Source organism: Moritella sp. JT01 (assembly GCF_001574435.1).
Taxonomy (GTDB): Bacteria; Pseudomonadota; Gammaproteobacteria; order Enterobacterales; family Moritellaceae; genus Moritella.
Map to the genome: position 1 here is coordinate 464899 of NZ_LOCN01000001.1, position 24201 is coordinate 489099.

The following is a 24201-nucleotide window of genomic DNA, read 5'->3' on the forward strand; positions in this document are numbered from 1 at the left end:
GATCATAAAAACACGAGTACTCAGTTTGAGGTATCGATAAGGTGGGTGATAATGCCAATTCATAAAAATAATAAAATAATAAATAAAACAATGAATTGGGAAAAATACAATCATGAAAAAACAACATTTTATCTTGTTAGGATTAACACCACTCGTATTTTCAGTGCAGAGTGCCACGTTGGTCAACGTTAACGACGTTAACATTACTTCACTATTAAATCCCTCTACTGCTAGAGGAGCAATCCCCGAGTACAGCTTTACCGAACAAAACCACGCCCAACTACAAGGAAAAGAATGGGTTCGCCATCAACAGCGTTACCGTGGCATTCCTGTATATGGACAATCCGTCGTATCATTGAAAGATCAACATGGTGTGGTTCAACCTATTGCGGGTAAAGTGGTGCAAGGTATTGGTCAAGACATATCTTCAATGTTACCGTTCATCAACAAAGAACAAGCGATTGCTCTTGCCAAAGCATCACAGCAAGCTGTTCAAAGCGCAACTATGCCAGCACGTACTGATGCAGAGTCTGCGGACCTAATGATTGTCATGGATGATCAAAATACTGCAAAATTGGTCTATCGCGTGTCTTATGTGACAGTGGAAGGCATCACGCCGTCAAGGCCAATTACCTTTGTAGACGCTAAAGATGGTCGAATTCTAGACCGTTGGGACGGTATTGCGTTTAGGCAAGCAGAGGGGCCTGGAGGTAACCAAAAAAGTGGCCGTTATTATTTTGGTAACAACACTAAATTTGGCAGCTTTGAAGTCAATGACTCCTGCCAGATGGACAGCCCTAATGTTGTCACGTACGACATGAATAGTAGTCAATGGGGTGGGCGTATTCACCAATTTACCTGTCCGGTAAACACCACTCGTTCAGCCAATGGTGCCTATGCGCCAATGAATGATGCACAATACTTTGGTCAACGTGTGTTTGACATGTACCGCGAGTGGCTAAATAGCCGTCCGATTCGTCAAAAGCTCACTATGCGTGTTCACTATGGTAATAATTATGGCAACGCTTTTTGGGACGGTCAGCAAATGACCTTTGGTGATGGTGGCTCGTATATGTACCCACTAGCGACATGGGATGTGATCGCCCACGAAGTCAGTCATGGTTATACCGAACAAAACTCTAATTTAGAGTATCGTGGCATGTCTGGTGGGATGAACGAATCCTTTTCTGATGTCGCAGCTGCAGCTTTGAGCTATTTCATCCACGGTTCTTTCAACTGGAAAATGGGCGAGCACGTAATGAAGCATTCAGAAGCGATGCGCTTCTTCATTAATCCTTCAGATGATGGTGCGTCTATTGGTCACATCAGCCAGTATTATAATGGCATTGATGTTCACAACAGCTCGGGCATCTTTAACAAAGCATTTTACCATCTAGCTACCAGCCAAGAGTGGGATATCAAGAAAGCTTTCTTAGTCTATGCAACAGCCAATAAATTGTTTTGGCAGCCGCGCTCTACCTTTCAACAAGGTGCTGACGGTGTTTGCCAGGCTGCAGCGCAACTAGGTTATGAAACCCAATCTGTTATGAATGCATTCCAACAAGTTGGTATCACGGTACAAGAGTGTGGAGGGTCTTTACCAACACCGGATCCAACACCAAACCCACCGACACCAAGTGATGAAACTGCCTTGGTACTAAATCAGCAGATCATGATTCAAGGACGTTACGGTGAAAATTTACGATATGTATTGAACAATGCGCCATCACAGGGCTATGTCAATATTGAGACGATGGGTGGGCAAGGTGATATCGATGTTTTTATTGCCATTGATCGCCAACCTACGCAGAACGACTACGATTGTGCCTCTCAAAATGAGGGTAACTTTGAAAGCTGCCTGTTCTTGGATTTCCCAGCCAGTCGCTATCATGTGTTGATCGTGAGTAAGTCGGATTTTTCTGATGTCGGCTTGATGATTTCAGGGGATTACCAGCAGCAACCTCCAACGCCGCAACCAGAAGACCACTGTGCTTATGTACCTGAATGGAGCCCGTATTATACTTATTATTACGGTGAGATTGTACAGTCTAATGGTTATATGTTTACTGCTCTTCAAGCATCGACTGGCGTGGACCCTTTTGCTTACTCAGGTGAATGGCAGTACCTTCAACCTTGCCAGTAGAAGCACGTTTGGTTGAGTGATAGCTAAAAACACGGTAATGAATGTCATTAAGATAATATGAAAAAAGCCCGCTAAGATTAGTCTTAGCGGGCTTTTTTAACTGTATTGATTATTTGTTATTAGCAACGTGTGTTGCAATCACATCCATCAGTGTTGGTGATAGGCAATCATAAGATTCAAGACCTAATGCATTCAAACGTGATCTGATTGCTGTCATGTCTTTTGGATCTGTACCTGTTTCAATGATAGATGAAACAAAGGCGGCAAACTCAGGTGCTGACCAACCTTTATCAGCAGACAGTTCAGTGTGAACGAAATCTAGACCAAAGAATGGGTGTGTTTTATCTTCAATACGACCATACATGTGTACACCACAGACATTACACGCAAAACGTTGGATTGTTGCTGTGTCATCAACAACTTTTAGTTTTGAACGGTTGTTTGTTACGCTTAACTTATCTTTTGACACAACGGCAACTTGTGAGAACAGTGCGCCTTTGGGTTTCCAACATTTTGAGCAACCACAAGCATGGTTATGTGCTGTTTGGCTGTCGATTTTTACCGTAACTGGATTACTGCTACAGTGACACTGTAATGTGCCACCACTAAAGTCATTCGCTGTTGGGGTAATACCCTTGTCCATTGCTGGATGGATTTTGGTGTTACTTGTTGGGCAAAATGCGTTTTTATAGGTATTTACAATTTTATTTATCATATTCAATTCCAATTAGTTTGATGCAGGTGCGAAAGATGAATCTGCGTTTCTGTGTGCGGTATAGATTGCTTCGCCATCACTTTCGGCATCAAAAATAACGGTTACATTGGGAGAAAAAAGGATCACATCGCCGACTTCTGCAACGTATTTATTACCTTGCTTGTCACGTACGACAATCTTACCTTTGGTAATCACTTTGTATTCAACTGAGTCGTAAACGTACTCGAACTCAACACCTGGTTGCATAGCAAAATGACCAATGGTTAATGCATTGCTATTGTTGGTTACGGCAACTTCGGCCATTTGGCTTTTTAGGCCTTCTACTTCAAGTAATTTACTTAGATCATTTAATTTGAATGATCCAGATTTAAACAGAAAAATACCCGGCTGAGCTGTTAATGTCGACATCTAATATCCTTTATTTAATCAAATCACATCGTGTGGATTATTTAATTTTTAATGTGGTTTATGTTTGCGATGACGAGCATTCTACATTTGGAAGAGAACAAAACAATATACTAAAACGGTAAAAGATTATTACCTTAAAGGTAACAATAAGAATTTAAGTTACTGTTTATTTTTTAATTGTTGTTGATATTGAAGTGGTTTTGATGGCAGATTGATGAGTTCAATCGCCATTATTTAAACATTATTTAAACATTATTAAGGCGATTATGTGTAATTATCGGTGAGTTTAAAGCGGGATAGCATAGATTTTAATAACTCAGCTTGTTGAGATAGTTGCTCTGCTGCTGCCGCACTTTCTTGTGCTGTGCTGTTATTTTGTTGAGTGACACCATCGACTTCGCTAACGCCTTGGTTAATTTATTCGGCGGCTGTTGTACTTCTGCCATTGCTCAATGGTATTGTTAATGTCTTTTATTAATGCGACTTGTGCAGGATTATCAGAAACAGTTTCAGAAAGGCTACTGGTTAAGGTATTAAATGTTTGTTCACCATGTTCATAAGGTGCTAAAAAATCGGTTTTACCTGCCAGCAGATAACCGCGCATACCGGTCTCCATTTCTACAGTAGCCGCTTCAATACTTGATGCTTTAGCTAAGACTTTATGAGTGTGGTTTACCCAACCAAAGTTACTGACCAAAGATTCAACGTCCTGTAAGTACGCTCATCCACATGAATTGTTGATTGAAAGTCTGTATGGGTATGAAGTCTAGTCGCTCAGGTGGAATAATTTTTCGATTGGCTGTTTTTAACAGTAAAATGTGATCTGTGTTTAGAATGAATGACTTAGCGCTGTTACAAAGATAAGTCGTTGGATTTAAGTTTGGTTTAAGCCACCGTCGATGATAGATTTTTGGGTATTTTAACCTGCCACTGTTGTAATTGGTTTTGCATTCTTTTTATCTAATGTTCACTGACGATCTAATTCTATATTTGAAAGCATAATATCCCCTTACGTTTATAAACATGATCACAGAAAAATCACAGTGAAATACAAAGTGTAAATATTGTTAATAATTGTATTTTGTGTTTTTAATATATTACATCGTAGTTTAAATTTCAAAGTCTATATTTTAATGTGATGTTAATATGTTGTAACTAAATAACTGTGCTGTGATTAAATGTTATTTCAACACTTTCATTTTAAAGTAACTTAAATTAAATAATTAGTGTTACTGCTCTATATTTTAGTCTGTCATAGTTAATAATTTAATTTTTGTTGTTTTTAAAACAATTTGGTTAAAGTGTAAATGCATGTAACCTTATTTTAGTTTATTAACCCCCATGATTTGAAATAATATTTCAACGTGGTTAAATGTGATTTGTTTATGATATTGTTTATTGCAAGCCGTTGATATTAAGTTGAATTATTGTTTGTTGTTTTATTTTGTTATTTATTTTTAAGTACGTATTTAATTATTCCACATCTTTTTTAAAACAGTTTAACTTATATCGACTATCCCATTGTAGATATTTAACTTACCCCTCTTACATCCCTTACATTCCCTTACTATAAGTTTATTTACAACGAATACTCCTGTTGGAACAATGGATGTAATTTAAATATGTAAGAACATATATGTTATTCAATCAAACATTACATGAATCACTTTTATTACCAATTGATGGCGATCAATTTTGTGGGATTTATTTAAAATCAGACAAACAAAAATTTAGACCGCTTAGAAATGAATTTAATGTGGCACAAACATCTCAGCGTCAATTAATGCAGACACCAGACCCTGCAGAAATGGATAGTTTACAAGATGCCAACATTGAACATTGGCGTTCGTTATCAAGCAGTTTGATTGAAATATTTAAAACAACATCTAAAGATATTGAGCTAGCGGGTTGGATGCTAGCGGCTCAGATAGTCATTGACCCTGAATTAAATGGGTTGCGTGAAGCAAGTCAATGGTTACAAGCACTTGTTGAGGGGCATTGGGACGAGGTTCATCCCGTACTCCCTGACAATAAAATAAAGTCAGAAAGTGACAAATTAAAAGAAATTAATGCATTTAAAGTGAAGGGCTTTGTACAACTAGTCGGTGAAAGTGAAGACAGCAGCTTAGTGTATTCACCTTTCTTAATGTTACCGCTAATTGGAGACTTAAATTATTCGCGTTATTTAAGTGAAGAGCGTAAAGGCGGTTTACCTGAGTTACGCCAACAGTACCAAAATGTGGCGATGGGTGAACGGGCTAAAGTGACTAGCTTAATGCAAAATTTAGTATTGATACGTGATGCCATTAATGCTGTCGAAGCACATGTTGTGAGCGTATGTCAGCAGTATTTATTACCTCAACCTGGATTTAAATTTGTGGTCGGGTTAATCACTAACGTATTGAAAGCGATGGAGTATGTATCCGGTTTAAAGAGCAAAAATACATTGGTAACTAAGGCTGAACGTCAGCCTGAAACGAATGAATCGAGTCATGTTGATGGCGGCGAAAAGAATATGCAAGTTAAAGAAGATAGTGTTAATCATCACGCTTCGTTAGGTGGTTTACCTGATAATAATCAGTCGTTTAATCGCGATGATGCGTTTCATCAACTACGAACGTTAGCTGAATTTTTTAGGAAAGTAGAACCACACAGCCCGGTATCTTATTTGTTAGAAAAAGCAATTCGCTGGGGCTATTTGTCGCTCCCTGAGTTGATGTCGGAGCTGTTATTAAATCAAGAGGATACGATTAAACAAGTATTTCATCTGTCAGCTCTTGATGAGAATGGGGATACGAATGTTATTCAGCCAGCGCACAAAGCAATATTACCGCTATCAGGTGTGGATGCATCTATATCTGTGCAGCACAACACAAGAACGGTTAGTTCAACAACGAGTCACTCTGTTTTGAACAATGTAACTGCTGTCCCTGTAGAAGAAACTCAAGAAAAACCAGTATCTACCTCGAGCAGTAATTCTCTCTGGTAATTGGTTTTCAATCCCAAGTAGAAATAAGTGAGGAATATCATGGCTAGTATATATATGAGAATTGATGGCGTTAAAGTTAATGGTGGCGCAACAATTGAAGGTTTACCACAAGATGGCTGGTTTGCTTTGAGTTCATATAGTTGGGGCGCTGTGCGCCAAGTAGCAATGGACATTGGTAGCGGTAACAATGCTGACTCAGGCATGGTTGCTATGAGCGAAGTAAGTATTACAAAAGAACTTTGTGGTGCGTCTGAAGATCTTCTGTCGTTCCTATTCAGCCCAGGTGTTGAAGGTAAAGAGGTTGATATCGTATTTACTAAAGCTGCACGTGATGGTACTGGTGCTGAAATTTATTACCAAGTAGGCCTAAAAAAAGCACGTGTTGTTTCATACAACCTAAGTGGCAGCGACGGTTCTCAACCGTTCGAAAGTATCTCACTTTCTTACATCCAAGTTGATAAGAAACATCGTCATGAACTTGATGGCGGTAAGCTAGAAGACGGCGGTCTTGTTTCTTATAACGTTCCACAAGGTAAGTTAATTTCTGGAACTAAATAATTTTGACCGGTGTGTTGCTTAGGCTGCGCACCGCTTTATTTTTGTTAAAAATAAAAGGTAGGGAAGCATGGCTCTCAACTCACAACATAAGCGTATAAGCAAAAACCGCGTCAGTATCACCTATGATGTTGAAACTAATGGCGCAACAGAAACCAAAGAATTGCCCTTTGTCGTTGGTGTTATTGGTGACTTCTCTGGTCATAAAGCTGAAAGTGATAAAATTGACTTAGAAGAACGTGAGTTCACGGGTGTTGATAAAGATAATTTTGATGCTGTGATGGGACAAATTAGCCCGTCATTGTCATATAAAGTTGACAACAAATTAGCCAATGATGATAGCCAATTTGACGTTAACCTGAAGCTAAGTTCAATGAATGATTTTCATCCTGAACGCTTGGTTCAACAAATTGCTCCCCTGAAAAAACTGGTTGAAACACGTAACCAGTTAAAAGAATTACTAAGCAAAGCGGATCGCTCTCGTGATCTAGAACGCTTATTGAAAGAAGTACTACAAAGTACCGATTCAATTCAACATTTAGCTGAAGAGCTAGGTGTAAAAACTGGGGAGACTGAATAATGAGCACGGAACAACAAGCTGCAACAGAACAAGCCGGTGCCATCGAAGGTGAATTAAACTTTCTTGACCGCGCTATTTCAGCAACAAAACAGACACCAGCAGACACGACAAAAGAATTGCTATCTGTACTCACTTTACAAGCGCTAGACGGTACTGTTACTTGGGATAAAAACCTAACACTAACAATCGAAAAAGCGATTTCTGCATTAGACGTAAAAATCTCTGAACAGCTTTCAGCAGTGATGCAAAACAAGGCGTTCCAAAAACTGGAAGGTACTTGGTTAGGTTTGCAAAAATTAGTTAAAAATAGTGAATTAGGCCCAGACTTAAAAATTAAGCTTGCGGACTACACGAAAGACGAATTATTAGAGCAATTTGAAGATGCGCCTGCGATTGATCGCAGCCGTTTATTTACGATGATTTATCAAGACGAATTTGGTACAGCTGGTGGCCAACCTTACGGTGCGCTGTTGGGTGATTACGAATTTGGTTATGGCGATGAAGATGTAGCGTTAATGCGTTATATGGGTGAAGTTGCTGCGGCATCTCATTCACCATTTATTGCGGCTGCAAATGCAAGCATGTTTGATTTTAGTTCATTTGTTAACTTTAACGAAGGTAAACCAGTTGCCGCTGGTTTTGATTCACCCGCTTACGCCAGCTGGAATGCATTCCGTGAAAGCGATGATTCGCGTTATGTTGCATTAACACTACCAAAAACAATCGCACGTCTACCCTATGGTAAACAAACAGTATCTGTTAAGTCATTCGATTTTGAAGAATTAAAACATGACGCTAATGGTAATGCTTACCCAGAGACACAAGATGATCTTGTGTGGAGTAATGCTGCGTTTGAATACGGTTTATTATTAACGCAAGCATATACACAATTCGGTTGGTGTACTGCTATCCGTGGTAATGATAATGGCGGTAAAGTTGAAAACTTACCGAACTTTACTTACTACACCCCATCGGGTGATTTAGTTCAACAATGTCCATCTGAAGTAAACCTAACAGATGAACGTGAAAAAGAACTGAGTGACTTAGGTTTCTTACCGTTAGTGCATTATAAAAATACGAGCTATGCCGTATTTATGGGCGCTCAAACGGCGCATAAGCCAAAAATGTATACCGATCCTGATGCGACAGCAAACGCAGCCATTTCAGCACGCTTGCCTTATACAATGGCAAGTAGTCGAATCGCACAGTACCTAAAAGTAATGGGGCGTGATCGTATTGGTTCTAACCTAGATCCGGCTAACATTGAAAAAGAATTAAGTAACTGGCTCCACCAGTATGTTAATCCAAGTGCGATTGGCAATGAAGCAAAATCAACACATCCATTGGTTGAAGCAAAAGTAACAGTTGAAGAACAAGTGGGTCGCCCTGGTTGTTATTCTGCCGTGGCTTATTTACGCCCTTGGTTACAAATGGAAGAGTTATCATCGTCATTACGCATGGTTGCTAATATTCCAGGTTAATAGTTGATGCCCGGGGGATCCCCCGGGTTGTTGAGGTTGTTATGAGTACATCAAATCTAACATCATCCGCCAACGTCCTGACGGATGCAGGGCTGTGGCGGATGCTGTTAAGCCATGCTCAGAACGATAATCGTTCAGAATTCAAATCACAGTTAAGCAAACTGATCACGCAACTTGATGATGTCATGAGCGAGCAACTTTCTGCGGTCATGCAAGCCACTGACTTCAAAGAATTGGAAGCGCGCTGGTTAGGACTACATAGCTTAGTTTTACTGCCTGTTTCGCAACGCCGCGTGCAGGTTAAGTTATTAGACCTTAGCTGGGACATGGTGTCTGCCGATCTTAATCAATCTTTCAATGTCACCCGCAGTGCGTTATATCAAAAAATATACGCGAAGGAACTCGATACCGCAGGCGGCCACCCATTTGGACTGTTGGTTGTTGACCATCTTATTCACTCTGACTTAGACGATGATGCTGATTTTGATGATCTGTACACACTGCAGTTATTAGGTGAATTAGGTGAACGTGCGCTGTGCCCTGTAAGTCTTGGCGTTGACCCGTATTTCTTTGGTGACGAACCCGCTCGATTAATGCCTGACCATAAGCGTATACAGCGTATTTTAAGCAGCTCAGATTTAAAAAGTTGGCAGTTATTGCGTTCTCATAGTGCGAGCCGTTTCTTAAATTTGGTGTTACCAGAATACCATTTAAGAAGCCCTTATCAGCATTATAAAGCCGGGTTTGTGTTTAACGAACGAGCGCTGACGGAACATGTACTGTGGGGAAATGCAGCGTATTTATTGGCTGCAAACGTGATCCGTGAATTTGACCGTATCAGTTGGTTTGGTTTTTTACGTGCCTACGATGAAAGCGGGCGTTACGGCGCGATAGTGCAAGTGGGTAATGGTCAGCAAGATCCACTGTTATCACGGATTGATCTGTTTAGTGAAGATGATGATTTTTGGTCTGCACAAGGATTTGTTCCTTTATCAAGTGTCTATCTCAGCGGTCAAAAAGGCATTTTCAGCAATCAGTCCGTGTGGAAGGCAACGACTGAAACTGAAAAAATGAGTGGTATGTTACAGACCAATCTCATGGCCTGTCGTTTTGGTCATTACATTAAAGCGCAGATCCGCGACCAAATCGGCAGCTTTGATAGCCCGTCTACATGTCAGCGTTCGTTAGAAAAGTGGTTAAACCAATATATCAGTGGCGTTGATTTTGGTGATGAGTCTATCATGGCCCGTTATCCTCTTAAACGCGCTGATGTTAATTTTACGCAAGACCTGCTTGACCCAACAAAATACCGTTGCCAAATAAACCTACAGCCGCAATATCAATATGAAATGTTAGACACACACATTGTTCTGCTTACCGACGTGTCCGCAACAAAATTAGGGGAGCAATAATCATGAGCTTATTTGCAAAAATGAAAGGTGATTGGACGGCGAATATTGATGATCTTCGCGATGCCATTATTGAAAATATCGCGTCATTACTTTCTGCTAAAGCGCCCATTTGGGGTGGCGATGATGTTGCCAAATATACCGGTGAATCTATCGCTTTACTTGGCATGAGCCATGCGGTGAGAGGGCAGAACAGAGCCAATAGTGAACATATTTTAGAAAATGTTAAGCAGTTAATTACGGCATTCGAACCCCGTATCAAGGATCTTAATGTTGAGCTGGAAGAAGAGTCTGTCGTCACGAATAAACTGAAATTTAGAATCGAAGGTGTGATCGTCAGTGAGTTTGGTGAAGAGCTTGTTGTTTTTGATTCAAGCCTCGATTTCACCACAAGCAGTGTCGATGTAAGGAAAACTAACTTTGTCTGAATCATTATTAAGTTATTTTGAACAAGAGTTAGCATTTATTCGTCAAGACGCAGGTAACTTTGCTCAACGTCATCCCGGTGCAGCTAAGTCACTTGGGATCAGTCGCGATAGTATTGATGATCCGCAAGTGACACGTCTTATTGATAGCGTGGCGTTGTTGAATGCACGTTTACAGCAGCGTCTAGATGAGGATTACCCGCAGTTAACGGATAGCTTGTTACAACTTTTATTTCCACATTATCTACGCCCTGTGCCTGCTTATAGCATGGTGAAAATGCAGCCTCACGAAGAAGTCACTGCAAAGTACACTCTGCCTCGCGGTACGCATTTAGGACTTGATGATGTGGATACCGACACCTTGGTGTTCCGCACAACGCAAGATGTTGATTTATACCCGATCAGCTTAACAGATTGTTCAGCGTCTATTGCTCCCTTTGATATTCAGAAACCAAAAGGGGCTGAGCATGCGAAAGCGATGCTTGAACTAACATTAACAACGACAGATCCAACGATCCTGTTTTCTGATTTGGAACTGACGGAATTATCGTTATTTTTACGTGGTGAAACATCAACAATATTGCGCCTTTACGATCATTTGTTTTCGGGGATCCAACAGATCTCAATTCAATATGACGACAGCGTTGTTTTATTAGGGGCGGACGCCCTTTTACCGGTTGGTTTTGAAGATGAAGAATTCGTCTTACCTTATAGTGTACGTAGTTTCGGTGGCTTTAAGTTATTAACCGAATTTTTTATGTTCGCAGAGCGATTTCATGCGATTAAGTTAGTGTTATCGTCTGCATTGCAACATGCGAATACCAACACACTTAAAGTCCAATTTTTTTTAGACGACATGCCAGTGGAGTTAGCGCGTAGCTTAGGTGTTAATAATTTTAATTTATTCTGTTCGCCTATCATTAACTTGCAGCCAATCACCGCAGAGCCATTACGTATCGATTTTAGCCAATCGCAGTATCCAATCATGCTGGATGTTGGCGGGCAGGCGCAGTTGCAGTTATTTTCGGTTGATGATGTGACGGACGTAACTGAACAAAAAAACCGAAATGTACCGCCGCTATACGGTGAAAAATTTAACAGTGCTGAAATAGGATTACGCTGGCAGTTATCGCAGTCTGAAAATATGAGCGATCAGTCGGTGTCGAGTGCATTGCGTGTTGCAAATTTAGACCATAGTCATGTTGATAAATCAGCCCACACTTGGTTAATTTCGACGACTTGCACAAATGGCAACGCGGCGAGTCAATTGTCTACGTCTTGTGAGTTACATTGTCACGACTCTATTTCTTTACCTGCGGATTTGACCTTATTACGTCGCCCGACAAAACAAATTAACATCAACACTGGTGAGCAAGGCGCATGGCCGTTGTTGGCGCACTTACATTTTAACTACCAAGCCCTGTTTGGTAGCGATGATCCGGTGTCGGCATTAAAAATCATGCTGCAACTTTATAATCATAACAAGAGTGCTAAAAATAGTGCTTATATCGAATCCATTCAAGGTTTATCGCAAGCGCATGTTGTTGCGCCTGTGCGTATTTCGGGGAAAAGTTGTTTTGCTAATGGCACACGACTGAGCGTGACAATAAACCCGACGGGTCTTGCTGGTGGGGTGGAGCTACTAGCCCAATTATTGGATCGATTTTTTGCGTATTTCTCTGGTTTTAATAGCTTTACACAAGTAGTGATATTACTTGATGGCCGGGAAGGCGAATACCGTGTTTTCCCGCGGAGGCTCGGATGCAAAAATCTATATTAGGCTCGCTACGTTGCGCGCCTTATCAGTTTGAATTACCGCAGGCGATGCAGTTAGTGAAGCACCATGCGGCTAAGTTAGGTGTGCGTCCTGAGCTTAATTTTATTACGCATTTACTGCCGTCATACCATCAATCAGACATTGTTGAAGTTCAGCAATACACTGACAATTCATGGCATTTTACGTGTGACTTGCCTGCGCTGTCTGGCAGTCAAGGGGTCATGCCTCGTTATAACTACAGCGAAGCGTTACGTGAGTTATTTGAGCAAGGTAATAGCGCATTAGTCGATTTTTTGGATGGCTTTAATAATCGTTATTTCCGCCTTTATTGTCAGACCGAAATCAAGAACAACATCGTTATCCAAGCGGAAGAAGAGCGGTTTAGCTGGAACCGTCATCACCAATCACTCACTACGATGCTGTCTAGCCTTGCGGGTGACACGAGTATTAATACTGCATTACCACAAGGGCACCTTATTCAATACACCGGGTTAATGGGATTGAAGGTGACATGTCTAACAACACTCAAGCACTTATTAGCGGATTACTTTGGGTATGAGTTTGAAGTAGATCATGGCGATATTGAATATCAGCCGCTACTAGGGTGCTGTTTGACACGCTTAGGCGCAGCAGGGCAAAACAACCAGTTGGGATTTGACGCATTACTTGGGAAAAGTGCGGTTACCGCATTTCAACAACTTGACGTCAAAGTGAAACCCAATCATCACGACTTTGAACAACTCAATCAAAATAAAATGTTGAACGATGCCATCTACGCATTTATTCGCCATTACATGGGCTCGAATATTAAAATCAACTTAGCAATGAAAGTTGCTGGACAACAATTACCGGTTTGTCAGTTAACACGAGATGCGAGTAGTGGTGTGCGATTAAGCCAATCAGCGAGGTTGGCATCGACTGAAATAACACAACAGTACGTGGTTATGCCACTAAAACTAAAGTAGGACACTGCATGATTAACGTTGAATTACAAAAACTAGTGACGCGATTAACGCCCACATTAAAGAGCGCACTCGAGCAGGCAGCTGCAGATTGTATGGCTCGAACACATTTTAGTGTCGATGTTGAACACTGGTTTTATCAATTATTAAATGAGTCAAAATCAGGTTGGCAAGGCGTGTTATCGCAAAGCGGTATCGAACGTGAACAAATCATTGATTTGCTTAACCGTAACTTAAATTGTTTAGCACGTGGTAACGACAGCTCGCCATCACTTGCACCGTCGTTGATTGAACTGCTTAAAGATTCTTGGTTATTGGCGTCGCTTAACCACAGCAACGCATCGATTAATGGTTATCACGTACTGCTCGTACTTAAGCAGCGTATTGAACAAGGTGGATACAACGGTGAATTGACTACATGGTTGAACACGGTATCGATTGAATCATTAAAAAGTGTTGCCACAAAGCAAGGTGCTCAAACAACCGCAGGTGAAGTACAACATAATGACATGGTTCCGAATGGGTCTGTGGGTACTGTTGCACTTGATAAATATACGCACAATTTAACTGAAGCAGCACGTAAAGGTGAATTAGATCCAATCTCAGGGCGTAATCCTGAAATCCGTCAATCGATTGATATTCTGTGCCGTCGTCGTCAAAATAGCCCGATCCTTGTCGGTGATCCGGGTGTGGGTAAAACCGCGATTGTTGAAGGATTAGCACAGCAAATTGTTGATGGTAATGTACCACCGTCATTGATGAATGTGGAATTACGTACGCTGGATCTGTCTTTATTACAAGCGGGTGCAAGCATCAAAGGTGAATTTGAAAACCGTTTGAAAGATGTGTTAACGGAAGTGAAGCAATCTGAACGCCCAATTATTGTGTTCATTGATGAAGCTCACACGTTAATTGGCGCTGGTGGTGCTGCAGGACAAAATGATGCGGCCAACTTATTAAAACCCGCGTTAGCACGTGGGGAGTTCAGAACGATTGCTGCAACAACGTGGGCTGAGTATAAGCAGTATTTTGAAAGCGATGCCGCATTGACTCGTCGTTTTCAGCTTGTTGCTGTGGGTGAACCGAGTGAAGAAGATGCCATTCAAATGCTACGAGGTGTTGCGGGCAGTTTGCAAAAACACCATAACGTGACGGTATTGGAAGAAGCAATTGAAGCTGCGGTTCAGTTGTCAGTACGCTTTTTACCAGAACGTAAATTACCTGATAAAGCGATTAGTTTATTAGATACGGCGTGTTCACGTATTGGCTTGAGCCAGAGCGCATTACCGCAACAATTAGATGGGTTAGCTGAACAAATCCGTTATGCGCACAATGAGCGCACCTCGTTTGCATATGAAGATGCGATGTATGCGAACGGCACTGAAAAGTTGGTGGCTATTGCACAGAAATGTAATCAACTGGAGTCTGAATACGAGGCGTTAAATTCACGTTGGAATCTAGAAAAAGAATGTGTGACTGAAATTTTAAGATTACAGGATGTTATTGCAGAACGTTTTCTTGCGGGTGAACAGGTTGCAGATACGCCAATGCAGGCACTGTTAAGTGAAAAAATGACGGAACTGCGCAGCATTCAAGGTGAGTCACCCTTGGTGATGGCACAGGTTGATAAGCAGACTATTGCTGAAGTGATTGCGTTATGGACTGGGATTCCCGTTGGTAACATGGTGAAAGATGATGTGAAACGATTACTTAATCTTGAAGCTGAACTCGGACAGCGTGTTATTGGGCAACATGCCCCTATTCATGAAATAGCTAAAGCGATTCGTATGTCTCGCGCTGGATTAACAGACCCACGTAAACCCGTTGGTGTGTTCTTAATGTGTGGACCGAGTGGTGTGGGAAAAACAGAAACAGCGTTGGCATTAACGGATCTGCTTTACGGTGGTGAGAAAAATATCACGACCATCAATATGACTGAATTTAAAGAAGAGCACAAAGTATCAATGTTACTTGGCTCGCCTGCTGGTTATGTTGGTTACGGTAAAGGTGGTGTGTTAACCGAAGCGGTACGTAAAAATCCTTACTCGGTATTGTTACTTGATGAAATGGAAAAAGCACATCCAGGCGTTCACGATATATTCTATCAAATCTTTGATAAGGGCACTATTTCAGACAGTGAAGGTCGTGAAATTGACTTTAGAAATACGCTTATCATCATGACATCTAATGCGGCAGATAGTGCGGTTGTTGATGCCTGCCAGATCGAACGTCCAGATGTATCGGCTTTGACTCAGACGATCTCGCCTGTTTTACAGCAGTATTTTAAACCTGCCTTTATTGGTCGTACGACCGTGGTGCCATATTTCCCTCTCAATGATACTGAAATGGCTGAAATTGCGCGTCTTTCTTTACGTCGAATTGAGAAACGAGTGAGTGGTTATTATAACGCTGAGTTCAGTTATGACAGTGACTTGGTGGATTATTTAGTGAGCCAAAACAATTCGCCAGAAACAGGTGCGAGAGCCATTGAACAAATCATTAATCGTCGATTAGTACCAGAACTGGCGACGCAATGTATCACCAGAATAAGTGAAGGGCAAAGCATCACCAGCGTCAATATCAGTGTTGTAGATGGTGCAGTGGCCATCGCCATTAAGTAACTCAGAGGCGTGATTAATATTAATCACGCATTCGTTTAAATTTTTGTAAGAAGAGAATATTTTGGAACAAAGCACATTCACAATCGAACAAATCCAATGGATTCGACGTTCACTTAACATTGCCGTTGTGCATGGAGGCGAAAAAACACAGCCGGGTAGCTTTATTTATAAGAATTTGAGTCCGCGTTCAACAAAAACATATCAGCCTGTGGCTTATGATATTGCAGATGCTTTACGTGAGTCGGGATTTCAACATATTGATGTATTACCTGAAAATATGGACTTGCCACAACGCTTAAAAGCGCTAAAGATTGATTTGGTGATCACCAATAGTGGTGGCCTTCAAGGTTTTGATTCGATGTGCCATTTACCGTCGATGTTGGAAATGTTGGGGGTGCCTTATGTTGGTCATGCGCCAATGACGGCTGGCTTACTTGATAACAAACATTTGTTCAAACATGAAATAAAAGCAGCTGGGATTCCAACTGCGCCCTTTATTACCGTTGGTTTGGGTGAGTGCATTACCGATGCGGTGAATAAAGAGGCGTTAGATGAAATGGACGCTGATTTCGGTGGCAGATTTATCGTAAAACCTGTTTCTGGCCGTGCCTCGATACATGTTTATCCGGTGTTTGATCGTGCAGACCTCGCTGGTAAAGTAAAAATAGTGCAGGCCGCGACGAATAATATCGTCATGATTGAACCTTATCTGTCTGGTCGTGAGTTTGTGGTCGCGGTTGCAGGTTCGGTGATATTTAAAAACGACAAGTTAAATCAGTTAGATTCACCTTTTGCCTTTTCGGTGACGGAACGTGTACTTGCAGACGATGAACCCATTTTTACGTCGATGGATGTAAAACCGATTACCAGTGATCGTTTATTAAAAGTAGATGAACCTGAATTACGCCAGTCATTAATTGATTTGGGTAATAAGATTTATCAGCAATTGGGACTCGGTACGCTTGTGCGTGTTGATTTACGCATGGACAGCAAGGGTAAATTATATGTCCTTGAAGCGAATCCAAAGCCAGATTTGAAACGTCCTGAAGGCGATAAACTCAGTATTGTTTGTCACGATATTCATAATGAAGGCATGAGCTATCAAGACCTGATCCAATCTTTGGTTTTCAATCGTTTGGTGTATTTACAAGCACAGCGCCCTGAATCGTTAGCGCATTGTTTTAACGATGACTTCTTCAGTTTGAAAAGCGCTTAGGAGCGACAGTGAGAACCGTTAACGATAATCTTCGGCTTACGTTTGGTGTAGCAGTAATGACAATGTCATTACTGCTTATACTGGTTGTAGGTTATGCACAAGCGCTAAAAAGTCATCGCGAATTATCAACCGACACCATTTTAGCGCAAACTCAAGCGGCTAAATTAGGTATCGAACAGATACTCAACTCGGGTGTGCCGTTACCTGAAATCGCAGGGCTAAATCTGGTATTGCAGCCGATTGTTAACTCGAATTCATCGGTTACTGGGTTAGCGTTATTCGCTGGTCAGGATGAACTGTATCATGCGGGAGAAAGTATCCTCGATGATAACTACATTACGATCCCACTTAACAATAAATTCACGCAGGTGGGTTATGTAAAAATTGCATTTAGTCCTGAAAAAGTAGAAGAAGTCGTGACCGATGTTTTTCAACCTATGGTGTGGTTGATTGCATTTTTACTGGTTTTATTTATTATTTCAGTGCTTCGAAGTCAGCGTCGGAAAGTGTATTTAACGAGTTTTATCGTGGTTTTTTTTAGTATGGCAATCAGTGTCGTGCTACTTGTTGGTAGCTTATATCATGATGGTTTGCGCAATAAGGCCGTATCATTAGCGGATATTGTGAGTCACCGTTTAGCCCCTGTGCTGGAATATAATATTGACCAGAGCATGGTGACGGGGATTGATGGCATGTTGGATAACTTCCGCAAAGCTAATCCTGAAGTGGCAACTATTGCTGTGTATAAAAATGCCGAGTTAGTTGCGAATTCTCAATATAACCAAAGCAGTATGCTACCGATGTTGGGGCGTACAGGGTGGTTAGATTATAGTTTAACGACGTCTGAATTTGCAGAGGTGCACCTTACTTATCAATCAAGCGTTGTACTAGGGCAGTTAACCAAAATATTAAAAAATTTCGCAATCTTATTTTTTGCTTGTGGCTTGGTCTGTTTTGCCTTTATCCGTTTACTTGGTGGCGAGGCAAATCAATCTTCATCAGAACAAGTGCTTGAACGTCTAAAACCGTTGTTTTTAGGTGCTGTGCTGATGGAGTCTTTAATGGCTCCAATCATGCCGCAGTTCTTAACCTCATTGGCAGAATCGTCAGGGCTTGATGCAAGCACTTCTGCTATTTTCTTCACACTCTACTTTTTAGGTTTTGCCTTAACTTTACTACCTGCCGCACGTTTAATTGAAACTTATGATATTCGCACTGTGCTTGTATGTGGCGTGCTTTTGTCGACGTTAGGTAGTGGGATCCTTAGTGTCAGCGCTGAAGGTAGTATTGTGAGTGTATTGATTGCGCGTGTTGTGTCGGGTGTGGGCCAAGCCTTCGTATTCATTTCGGTGCAAGGTTATATTTTACGCTTTAGTGATAAGAAAAATAAAACCCAAGCCGCAGGTATTATCGTATTTTGTTTTAATGCTGGGTTTATTGCCGGCGCTGCGATTGGCGCACTCTTAGCTAACTACTTTGGCGACCGCACTATCTTCATGATCGCGACTGCAATTGGCGGTGTTATGACGTTATTTAGCTTTGTACTACCGAGCATGAAAGCGTCTACGAAAGCCTCGGGTTCGTTGTTAAATAATATCTCGATGATGATGCGAGATTCTTGGCGGTTAATGAAAGTGCCCGCGTTTATTCGCACCATGTTATTGGTGGGTATTCCGACTAAAGCGGCGTTAACTGGTATCGTTTCTTTTGCGGTGCCGTTAATGCTTGCGGAGCGTGGTATCAGTAAGGAAAGCATCGGCCAAGTGTTGATGACGTATGCCGCAGTGGTGTTGTTGGTGAGCCACAAAGCTGGGCCTTGGGTCGATAAGTTAGGCAGTAGTAAGCTTGCATTGAGCGTTGGTAACCTACTTGCGGGGATCGCGCTCATTATCCTTGGTACTGCATTTGAAATGGAGGACAGCCTGATGATTGTTGTCTTTACTACTCTTTCAATGATGTGCATGGGGCTATCGCATGGTCTTATTAATGCGCCGGTTGTGACGCATGTTGTGAATGCGATGGCGGATAGACAAGAGGTAGACTCAGTTATTGCTGCGACGTATCGCTTCCTTGAACGACTGGGCCATGTGTCTGGGCCGCTTGTTGTTGGGCAATTATTATTCTGGGTTGGCGTAGACTATACGCTAACAACACTGGCTATTGTATTTGTCGTAATGGCGGTGTTGTTTTCTGTATTCGATAGACAGACATCTAAGGCGGTAAACGTATGATCCGAATATTATTAATTTGGGTTGCATGTTGTTTACCAACGTATGCTGCAACAGAATGGCCAACATGGCTGGGCGAAGAGTTGCAACCTAAAGCCGCCAGTCATTGGCGTGCTGAGTCTGTCGCTGAAGGGGTGTCGTTTGTGCCTACGCGTTCATTGTCTAAAATATTGGTGATCGTGTCACGCAAGGCATCGTCTTATGATGTGGCATTAAAAACGCTGTTAAATGTATACAGTACCCAATTACCTCAAGTGCAGTGGGTGGTTAAACGCTTACCTGTAGATAATGCCATGTTAGTGAATTTGCTTCATCGTGCAGAGAATGAGGTTGACTTGGTGTATACCTTAGGCTCTAAAGCGACGGTGTCTGTGCACAAGGTGTATCAAGGTGGTTTATTGCCAGTTGTTTCTGTTAATTCAAAAGATCCGGTGTTATTAGGCCTCACAGATGACTATGCAGGCACGGGGAACAATTTTGCATTCACGTCATTGAATCTACTAACAGATGTAACCCTTCGCATTATGCAACGCTTTAATCCACAGCTTAAGCAAATCGGTATTTTGTATTCACGTACCAATCAGAGTGCATATCTCACGCAATTTTTGCCAATGAAAAAATTTGCTGAAAAAGTGGGATTAACTGTTGTGCCAATTGTAGTTGATGAATCGAAATCAGCTATGGGTTTGAAGTTAGTGATGGACACTGCGATGACGAGGCTTAAAAAAACGGATCCAGAACTGAATAATACCTTGCTTTGGTTAACGGGTAGCTCGTCGTTACTCGCGCGCGTGGATGAAATTAATCAACTTTCACAGCAACTTGCGTTGATTTCTGCGGTGCCTGATGTGGTGAATGGGACGAAAGCCAGTGCGTTAATGTCGTTTGGTGTTAGCTTTGTGAATAATGCGACACAAGCGGCGTTGTATGGCATCCAAATTTTAAAAAAAGAGGCCGTTGTGGGAGACCTTCCTGTTGGTGTTATCTCGCCACCTGACATTTCAATTAGCTTTAGGCAAGTGGCCCGTATTAACCAATCAATCCCATTCGAACTAATGGAAATGGCCAGCGATGTGTATGACATCGAAGGCAGAATGATCCGCTCTAACGGAATGTCTGTGGAGGACGGTCAATGAACGTAATACATAACGTAAGCAGAATAATGCCTTTAACATTGGTGTTAAGTTTGTTTTTCGGAGGGGCATTTATGGCAAAAAGTGAAATCCGTCCGGAACGATTACTGTTAGCGACACAAGTGTGGAGTCCTTATCAATACCAAGAAAACGGTGCAATGAAAGGGCTTGGGATTGTGAAGTTGAAATGTATTTTAAAGGTAATGAAACAGCCTTATCAAATAACGATGACAGACTGGGACCGTTCTCAGATTCTAACGGAAGTAGGGGAACTACATGGCCTTTTCCTCGCGTCTAAGAATGATACCCGCGATAAATATGCCGAGTATTCCGCGCCTTTAATGAACCAAACATGGAGTTGGTTTAGTTTGTCTGACGCGATTGATACCAAGAGTCCCCAGTTTAAAAAAGAAGTACCAGTGACCGCATTATTTGGCTCGAACAAGTGGTTATGGTTACAAAAACAAGGTTACCGAGTCGAGAAAAAACCGCGTCGTGCTACCGTGCTTATTGAATTATTACTGTCAGGCGAAGTAGGTGCAGTATTGGCGAATGATGTGGTGATGGAAAATGCGATTAATCAATTGGGTATTAGCCATCGAGCAATAACTAAAACAATGGTAAATGAGACGCCACTCGGTGTGTATTTCTCGAAGAAGTTCACGAGGAAATATCCTTTATTTATCAATGAATTCAATCAAGCCGTTGTGGCGTGTGAGGGTCAATAATATGCCGTTATCATTACGAATCATCAGCTCTCCTGATGGAGAACCCATTCCAGAATGGACAGTCAATTTCCCCGATGAAGGAGGAAGCATTGGTCGTGCTTATGGTATGACGATGCAATTATCGGATGCCTCTAGAGAAATTTCGGGTACGCATGCGTTAATTAACCGCGGCAGCCGTGGTTATCAAATTATGGATGTGAGCACGAATGGTGTGTTTTTAAATGGCGCGACTAAACCGTTAGGTTCAAATAATCAATCGACCTTGAACGATGGCGACGTGGTTAATGTGGGGCAATATCGCCTAATGGTGTCTTGTTTCACTCCCGATAAAGCGGTTGTAAAGGCGTCGGAACAAACAGGAACACAAGGTACAGATAAGTCGTCACTACTGAGTGGCTGGGATGACGATCCGTTTGGCGATGCCTTATCGACTGCCCGCGTTAACGCTCATTCAGTTAATGACAAAGCAGATTCAGCACCAGAGTCGTCAGATGACCTTGCAGTACCAGAATGGGTGTTTACTGATCCAAAAAAAGAGTTGGACGGCATATTTTCAGACCCATTTATTGCGAATGAACCTGTAAAAAAACGCGGGCAAGGGATGCTTCAAAATACCTGGTTGGATGATGATAGTTTTTCTGATGATCCCTTTGGTGATGAGATGCTTAATACCGCGTCTGTAGTGATTGATGAGGGCCAACAGTTTGCTGATAAGAGTTCACGATCTAGTTACTCTGCGTTGGAATCACAGCAACTGATGCTGTTACAACTTAAGCAGCATGATCTGATGGTGCAATCAGCAGAAATGGCGTTAGAACGATTACTGTCAGATATTTCACCGACGGAGCTAGAAAGCTTCTTTGATGACTTTGCGCCGCGGCGTTTCTGGCAAAAAAAAGCGGACTATTGGACTATGTATAAACGCTACTTTACTCGTCAAAAAGAGAACAAAGAATGGCAGATGAAATTTAAAGCGTATTTCAGTGAAAGTTTACGGATTAAGCAGTCAATGGGAGACAAGTAATATGCAACGTGTGTTTGTCTTTTTGATGTGTACTTTATTTTTAAGTGGCTGTAGCAGCTGGATGTTTTGGCGAGACGCACCGCCATTACAAGTGGTCGTTAATATTGAGGCCGAAAACAACATTAACCCTAATATAAATGGCTTAGCGTCACCCCTTGAGATTCGAATCTATCAATTGGCTGACAGTGAGGCATTTACGCAGGCGAACTTTATTGATTTGTATCGTGATGATCAAGGTGTGTTAAAAGCGGGATTATTATCTAAACGCCAGCTCGATAGTATCTTACCGAGCGAAACACACAAGGTCGAGCTGCCACAAAACAGCGAAATTAAATATGTCGGTGTGGTAGCGGCTTTTTCTAATTACAGAGAAGCCAAAAGTACCGCAATTTTGAGTGTGCAATCTGGATTTTCGATTGTTGTAAACATCAGTATTGACGGCGTAAACATTACCGTGACAGGTGAAGAGGATTAATAATGGATAAGAAAAAAGTAGTTTGGTCTGAGGGGATGTTTTTAAGCCCGCAACATTTTCAACAACAAGAGCGTTATTTTGAAGAGTTTACCAAACAATATTGCAGCCTGATGAATCCAATGCGCCACGGTTTGGCTGAGTTAGAACTTGATTATTCATTAGTTAATATTGGCAAAGTTGGGATCAAGCGTGCAAAAGGTATTTTTCCTGATGGCACTCCTTTTGATATTCGTAATGGATTAGCACTTGATATTCCTGCTGGTGCCATGGATAAATTAGTGTATTTAGCGATGCCAATTTATCGATCTGGTGTGATGAATGTAGGCAGTAAAGATGACCCTCATCGCCGTTACCACCGCACTGATTACGACGTGTTTGATACGACCCGAGATAATGCCGATGCGTTGCAATTAGAGTTAGCGGAATTAAATATCGTACTCAAGCTTGAAGGCGAAGAGTTACAGGATTATACCCAGATCCCGATTGCGCATATCACTGAACATAAGTCAGATGGCGGGATTGAGCTAAACCGTGCGTTTATCCCAATGTCACTTTATTTCACGGTGTCTGAATACTTAAAAGATAACGTGAATGATCTGTATGCACAGATGAAATACCGCGCGAGCACCATTTCACAACGCTTACAGGTAGATTCTGTTAACAAAAGCTATCAAGCGTTAATTCGTGATTATTTATGGCTACAGGCTTTAGGTCGTTGGTTACCAAATATTAAGTATTGGCTTGATAGTGGCACCACATCACCGCAAGAAATTTACCAAGAATGTATGTCAATGGCAGGTGAAATGCAGGGCTTAGATACTAAGATGCCGAAAGAATATGACAGCTGGAACAATGGCCGTTTGTATAGCCTTTTTTCAACCTTGTTCTCTGATATTCGCGTGCTATTACGTGAAGTTCAACTCGATAGCGTGACTACGTTAGTCTGGGATAAGAGCTTGTTTGATAAGCGTCGTTTATTGCGTACGTTAGTACAGGACTCAAGTCTTTATAATGCGGGTCGATTTATTTTGGTGGTATCGTCACCGTTAGGTGCTGTGCAGTTAAGTAAACAATTCCCACTCGCGGTTAAGCTAGCAGGTAACAGCATGGTTGCTGAACTTGTGCGAAATGCGTTATCTGGTGTGCCAGTACGCGCGTTACCTATTGCGCCATCGGAATTAAAATCACGCACTGATGTGGCCTATTTCGAGCTGGATACGAAATCTGATTTGTGGCAGCAGCTCGTGAAGAAAGACGAACCGATAGCATTACATGTCGATAATCGCATTGGCGATGTTGATATTGAATTGTACGTAATTCGTTAGGGGACGC

General features: G+C 41.7%; 20 protein-coding genes. 17 read left to right on the forward strand and 3 right to left on the reverse strand.

Going from position 1 to position 24201, the window contains the following annotated elements; translation table 11 throughout:
- Positions 1-112 precede the first annotated feature (112 nt).
- Positions 113-2143: a M4 family metallopeptidase gene (locus AKG98_RS02050; protein ID WP_067040586.1), complete on the forward strand. Its 2031-nt coding sequence runs from the start codon at positions 113-115 to the stop codon at positions 2141-2143.
- 109 nt (positions 2144-2252) lie between these two features.
- Here AKG98_RS02050 and gfa read toward each other — a convergent pair whose 3' ends face one another.
- From gfa to AKG98_RS02065, 3 genes are all read right to left on the reverse strand, one after another.
- Positions 2253-2858, reverse strand: coding sequence for an S-(hydroxymethyl)glutathione synthase (gfa, locus tag AKG98_RS02055; RefSeq protein WP_067040588.1), 606 nt, complete (start codon positions 2856-2858; stop codon positions 2253-2255).
- Between the two features lie 12 nt (positions 2859-2870).
- Complete coding sequence (locus AKG98_RS02060) at positions 2871-3266, reverse strand: hypothetical protein (protein WP_067040598.1); 396 nt, start codon at positions 3264-3266, stop codon at positions 2871-2873.
- 412 nt (positions 3267-3678) lie between these two features.
- Complete coding sequence (locus AKG98_RS02065) at positions 3679-3963, reverse strand: CHASE3 domain-containing protein (RefSeq protein WP_067040600.1); 285 nt, start codon at positions 3961-3963, stop codon at positions 3679-3681.
- A gap of 939 nt (positions 3964-4902) precedes the next feature.
- Between AKG98_RS02065 and AKG98_RS02070 the strand changes: the two genes are divergently transcribed.
- The 16 genes from AKG98_RS02070 (at position 4903) to tssK (ending at position 24194) form a co-directional block, all read left to right on the forward strand.
- A complete protein-coding gene (locus AKG98_RS02070; protein ID WP_067040602.1) occupies positions 4903-6255 on the forward strand; it encodes an ImpA family type VI secretion system protein in 1353 nt (450 codons plus the stop codon).
- 39 nt (positions 6256-6294) lie between these two features.
- A complete protein-coding gene (locus AKG98_RS02075; RefSeq protein WP_067040604.1) occupies positions 6295-6813 on the forward strand; it encodes a type VI secretion system tube protein Hcp in 519 nt (172 codons plus the stop codon).
- A 67-nt stretch (positions 6814-6880) separates the two neighbouring features.
- Positions 6881-7390, forward strand: coding sequence for a type VI secretion system contractile sheath small subunit (gene tssB / locus AKG98_RS02080; protein WP_067040606.1), 510 nt, complete (start codon positions 6881-6883; stop codon positions 7388-7390).
- The gene (tssC, locus tag AKG98_RS02085) at positions 7390-8871 is read left to right on the forward strand and encodes a type VI secretion system contractile sheath large subunit (protein ID WP_067040609.1); all 1482 of its coding nucleotides are present in this window, start codon (positions 7390-7392) and stop codon (positions 8869-8871) included. The genes tssB and tssC overlap by 1 nt, the downstream gene beginning before the upstream one ends.
- 41 nt (positions 8872-8912) lie before the next feature.
- Positions 8913-10283 (forward strand): type VI secretion system contractile sheath domain-containing protein, encoded by a 1371-nt coding sequence (locus AKG98_RS02090; RefSeq protein ID WP_067040611.1) that lies wholly within the window; start codon positions 8913-8915, stop codon positions 10281-10283.
- Between the two features lie 2 nt (positions 10284-10285).
- Positions 10286-10708 (forward strand): type VI secretion system baseplate subunit TssE, encoded by a 423-nt coding sequence (gene tssE / locus AKG98_RS02095; RefSeq protein ID WP_067040613.1) that lies wholly within the window; start codon positions 10286-10288, stop codon positions 10706-10708.
- Positions 10701-12485, forward strand: coding sequence for a type VI secretion system baseplate subunit TssF (gene tssF / locus AKG98_RS02100; protein WP_067040615.1), 1785 nt, complete (start codon positions 10701-10703; stop codon positions 12483-12485). The genes tssE and tssF overlap by 8 nt, the downstream gene beginning before the upstream one ends.
- Positions 12467-13447, forward strand: a complete 981-nt coding sequence (locus AKG98_RS02105) for a type VI secretion system baseplate subunit TssG (RefSeq protein ID WP_067040617.1) — start codon at positions 12467-12469, stop codon at positions 13445-13447. Before tssF ends, AKG98_RS02105 begins: the two co-directional genes overlap by 19 nt.
- Positions 13448-13455: 8 nt before the next feature.
- Positions 13456-16065 (forward strand): type VI secretion system ATPase TssH, encoded by a 2610-nt coding sequence (tssH, locus tag AKG98_RS02110; protein WP_067040620.1) that lies wholly within the window; start codon positions 13456-13458, stop codon positions 16063-16065.
- A 61-nt stretch (positions 16066-16126) separates the two neighbouring features.
- A complete protein-coding gene (locus tag AKG98_RS02115) occupies positions 16127-17281 on the forward strand; it encodes a D-alanine--D-alanine ligase (protein ID WP_067040623.1) in 1155 nt (384 codons plus the stop codon).
- Positions 17282-17289: 8 nt separating this feature from the next.
- Complete coding sequence (locus AKG98_RS02120) at positions 17290-19512, forward strand: MFS transporter (protein WP_228140181.1); 2223 nt, start codon at positions 17290-17292, stop codon at positions 19510-19512.
- The gene (locus AKG98_RS02125) at positions 19509-20645 is read left to right on the forward strand and encodes an ABC transporter substrate binding protein (protein ID WP_067040626.1); all 1137 of its coding nucleotides are present in this window, start codon (positions 19509-19511) and stop codon (positions 20643-20645) included. Before AKG98_RS02120 ends, AKG98_RS02125 begins: the two co-directional genes overlap by 4 nt.
- Positions 20646-20716: 71 nt before the next feature.
- Positions 20717-21370, forward strand: coding sequence for an ABC transporter substrate-binding protein (locus AKG98_RS02130; RefSeq protein WP_228140182.1), 654 nt, complete (start codon positions 20717-20719; stop codon positions 21368-21370).
- A gap of 1 nt (position 21371) precedes the next feature.
- Positions 21372-22394, forward strand: a complete 1023-nt coding sequence (locus AKG98_RS02135) for a type VI secretion system-associated FHA domain protein (protein ID WP_067040629.1) — start codon at positions 21372-21374, stop codon at positions 22392-22394.
- 1 nt (position 22395) lies between these two features.
- The gene (gene tssJ, locus AKG98_RS02140; RefSeq protein ID WP_067040631.1) at positions 22396-22869 is read left to right on the forward strand and encodes a type VI secretion system lipoprotein TssJ; all 474 of its coding nucleotides are present in this window, start codon (positions 22396-22398) and stop codon (positions 22867-22869) included.
- 2 nt (positions 22870-22871) lie between these two features.
- Complete coding sequence (tssK, locus tag AKG98_RS02145) at positions 22872-24194, forward strand: type VI secretion system baseplate subunit TssK (RefSeq protein WP_067040633.1); 1323 nt, start codon at positions 22872-22874, stop codon at positions 24192-24194.
- Positions 24195-24201: the final 7 nt, after the last annotated feature.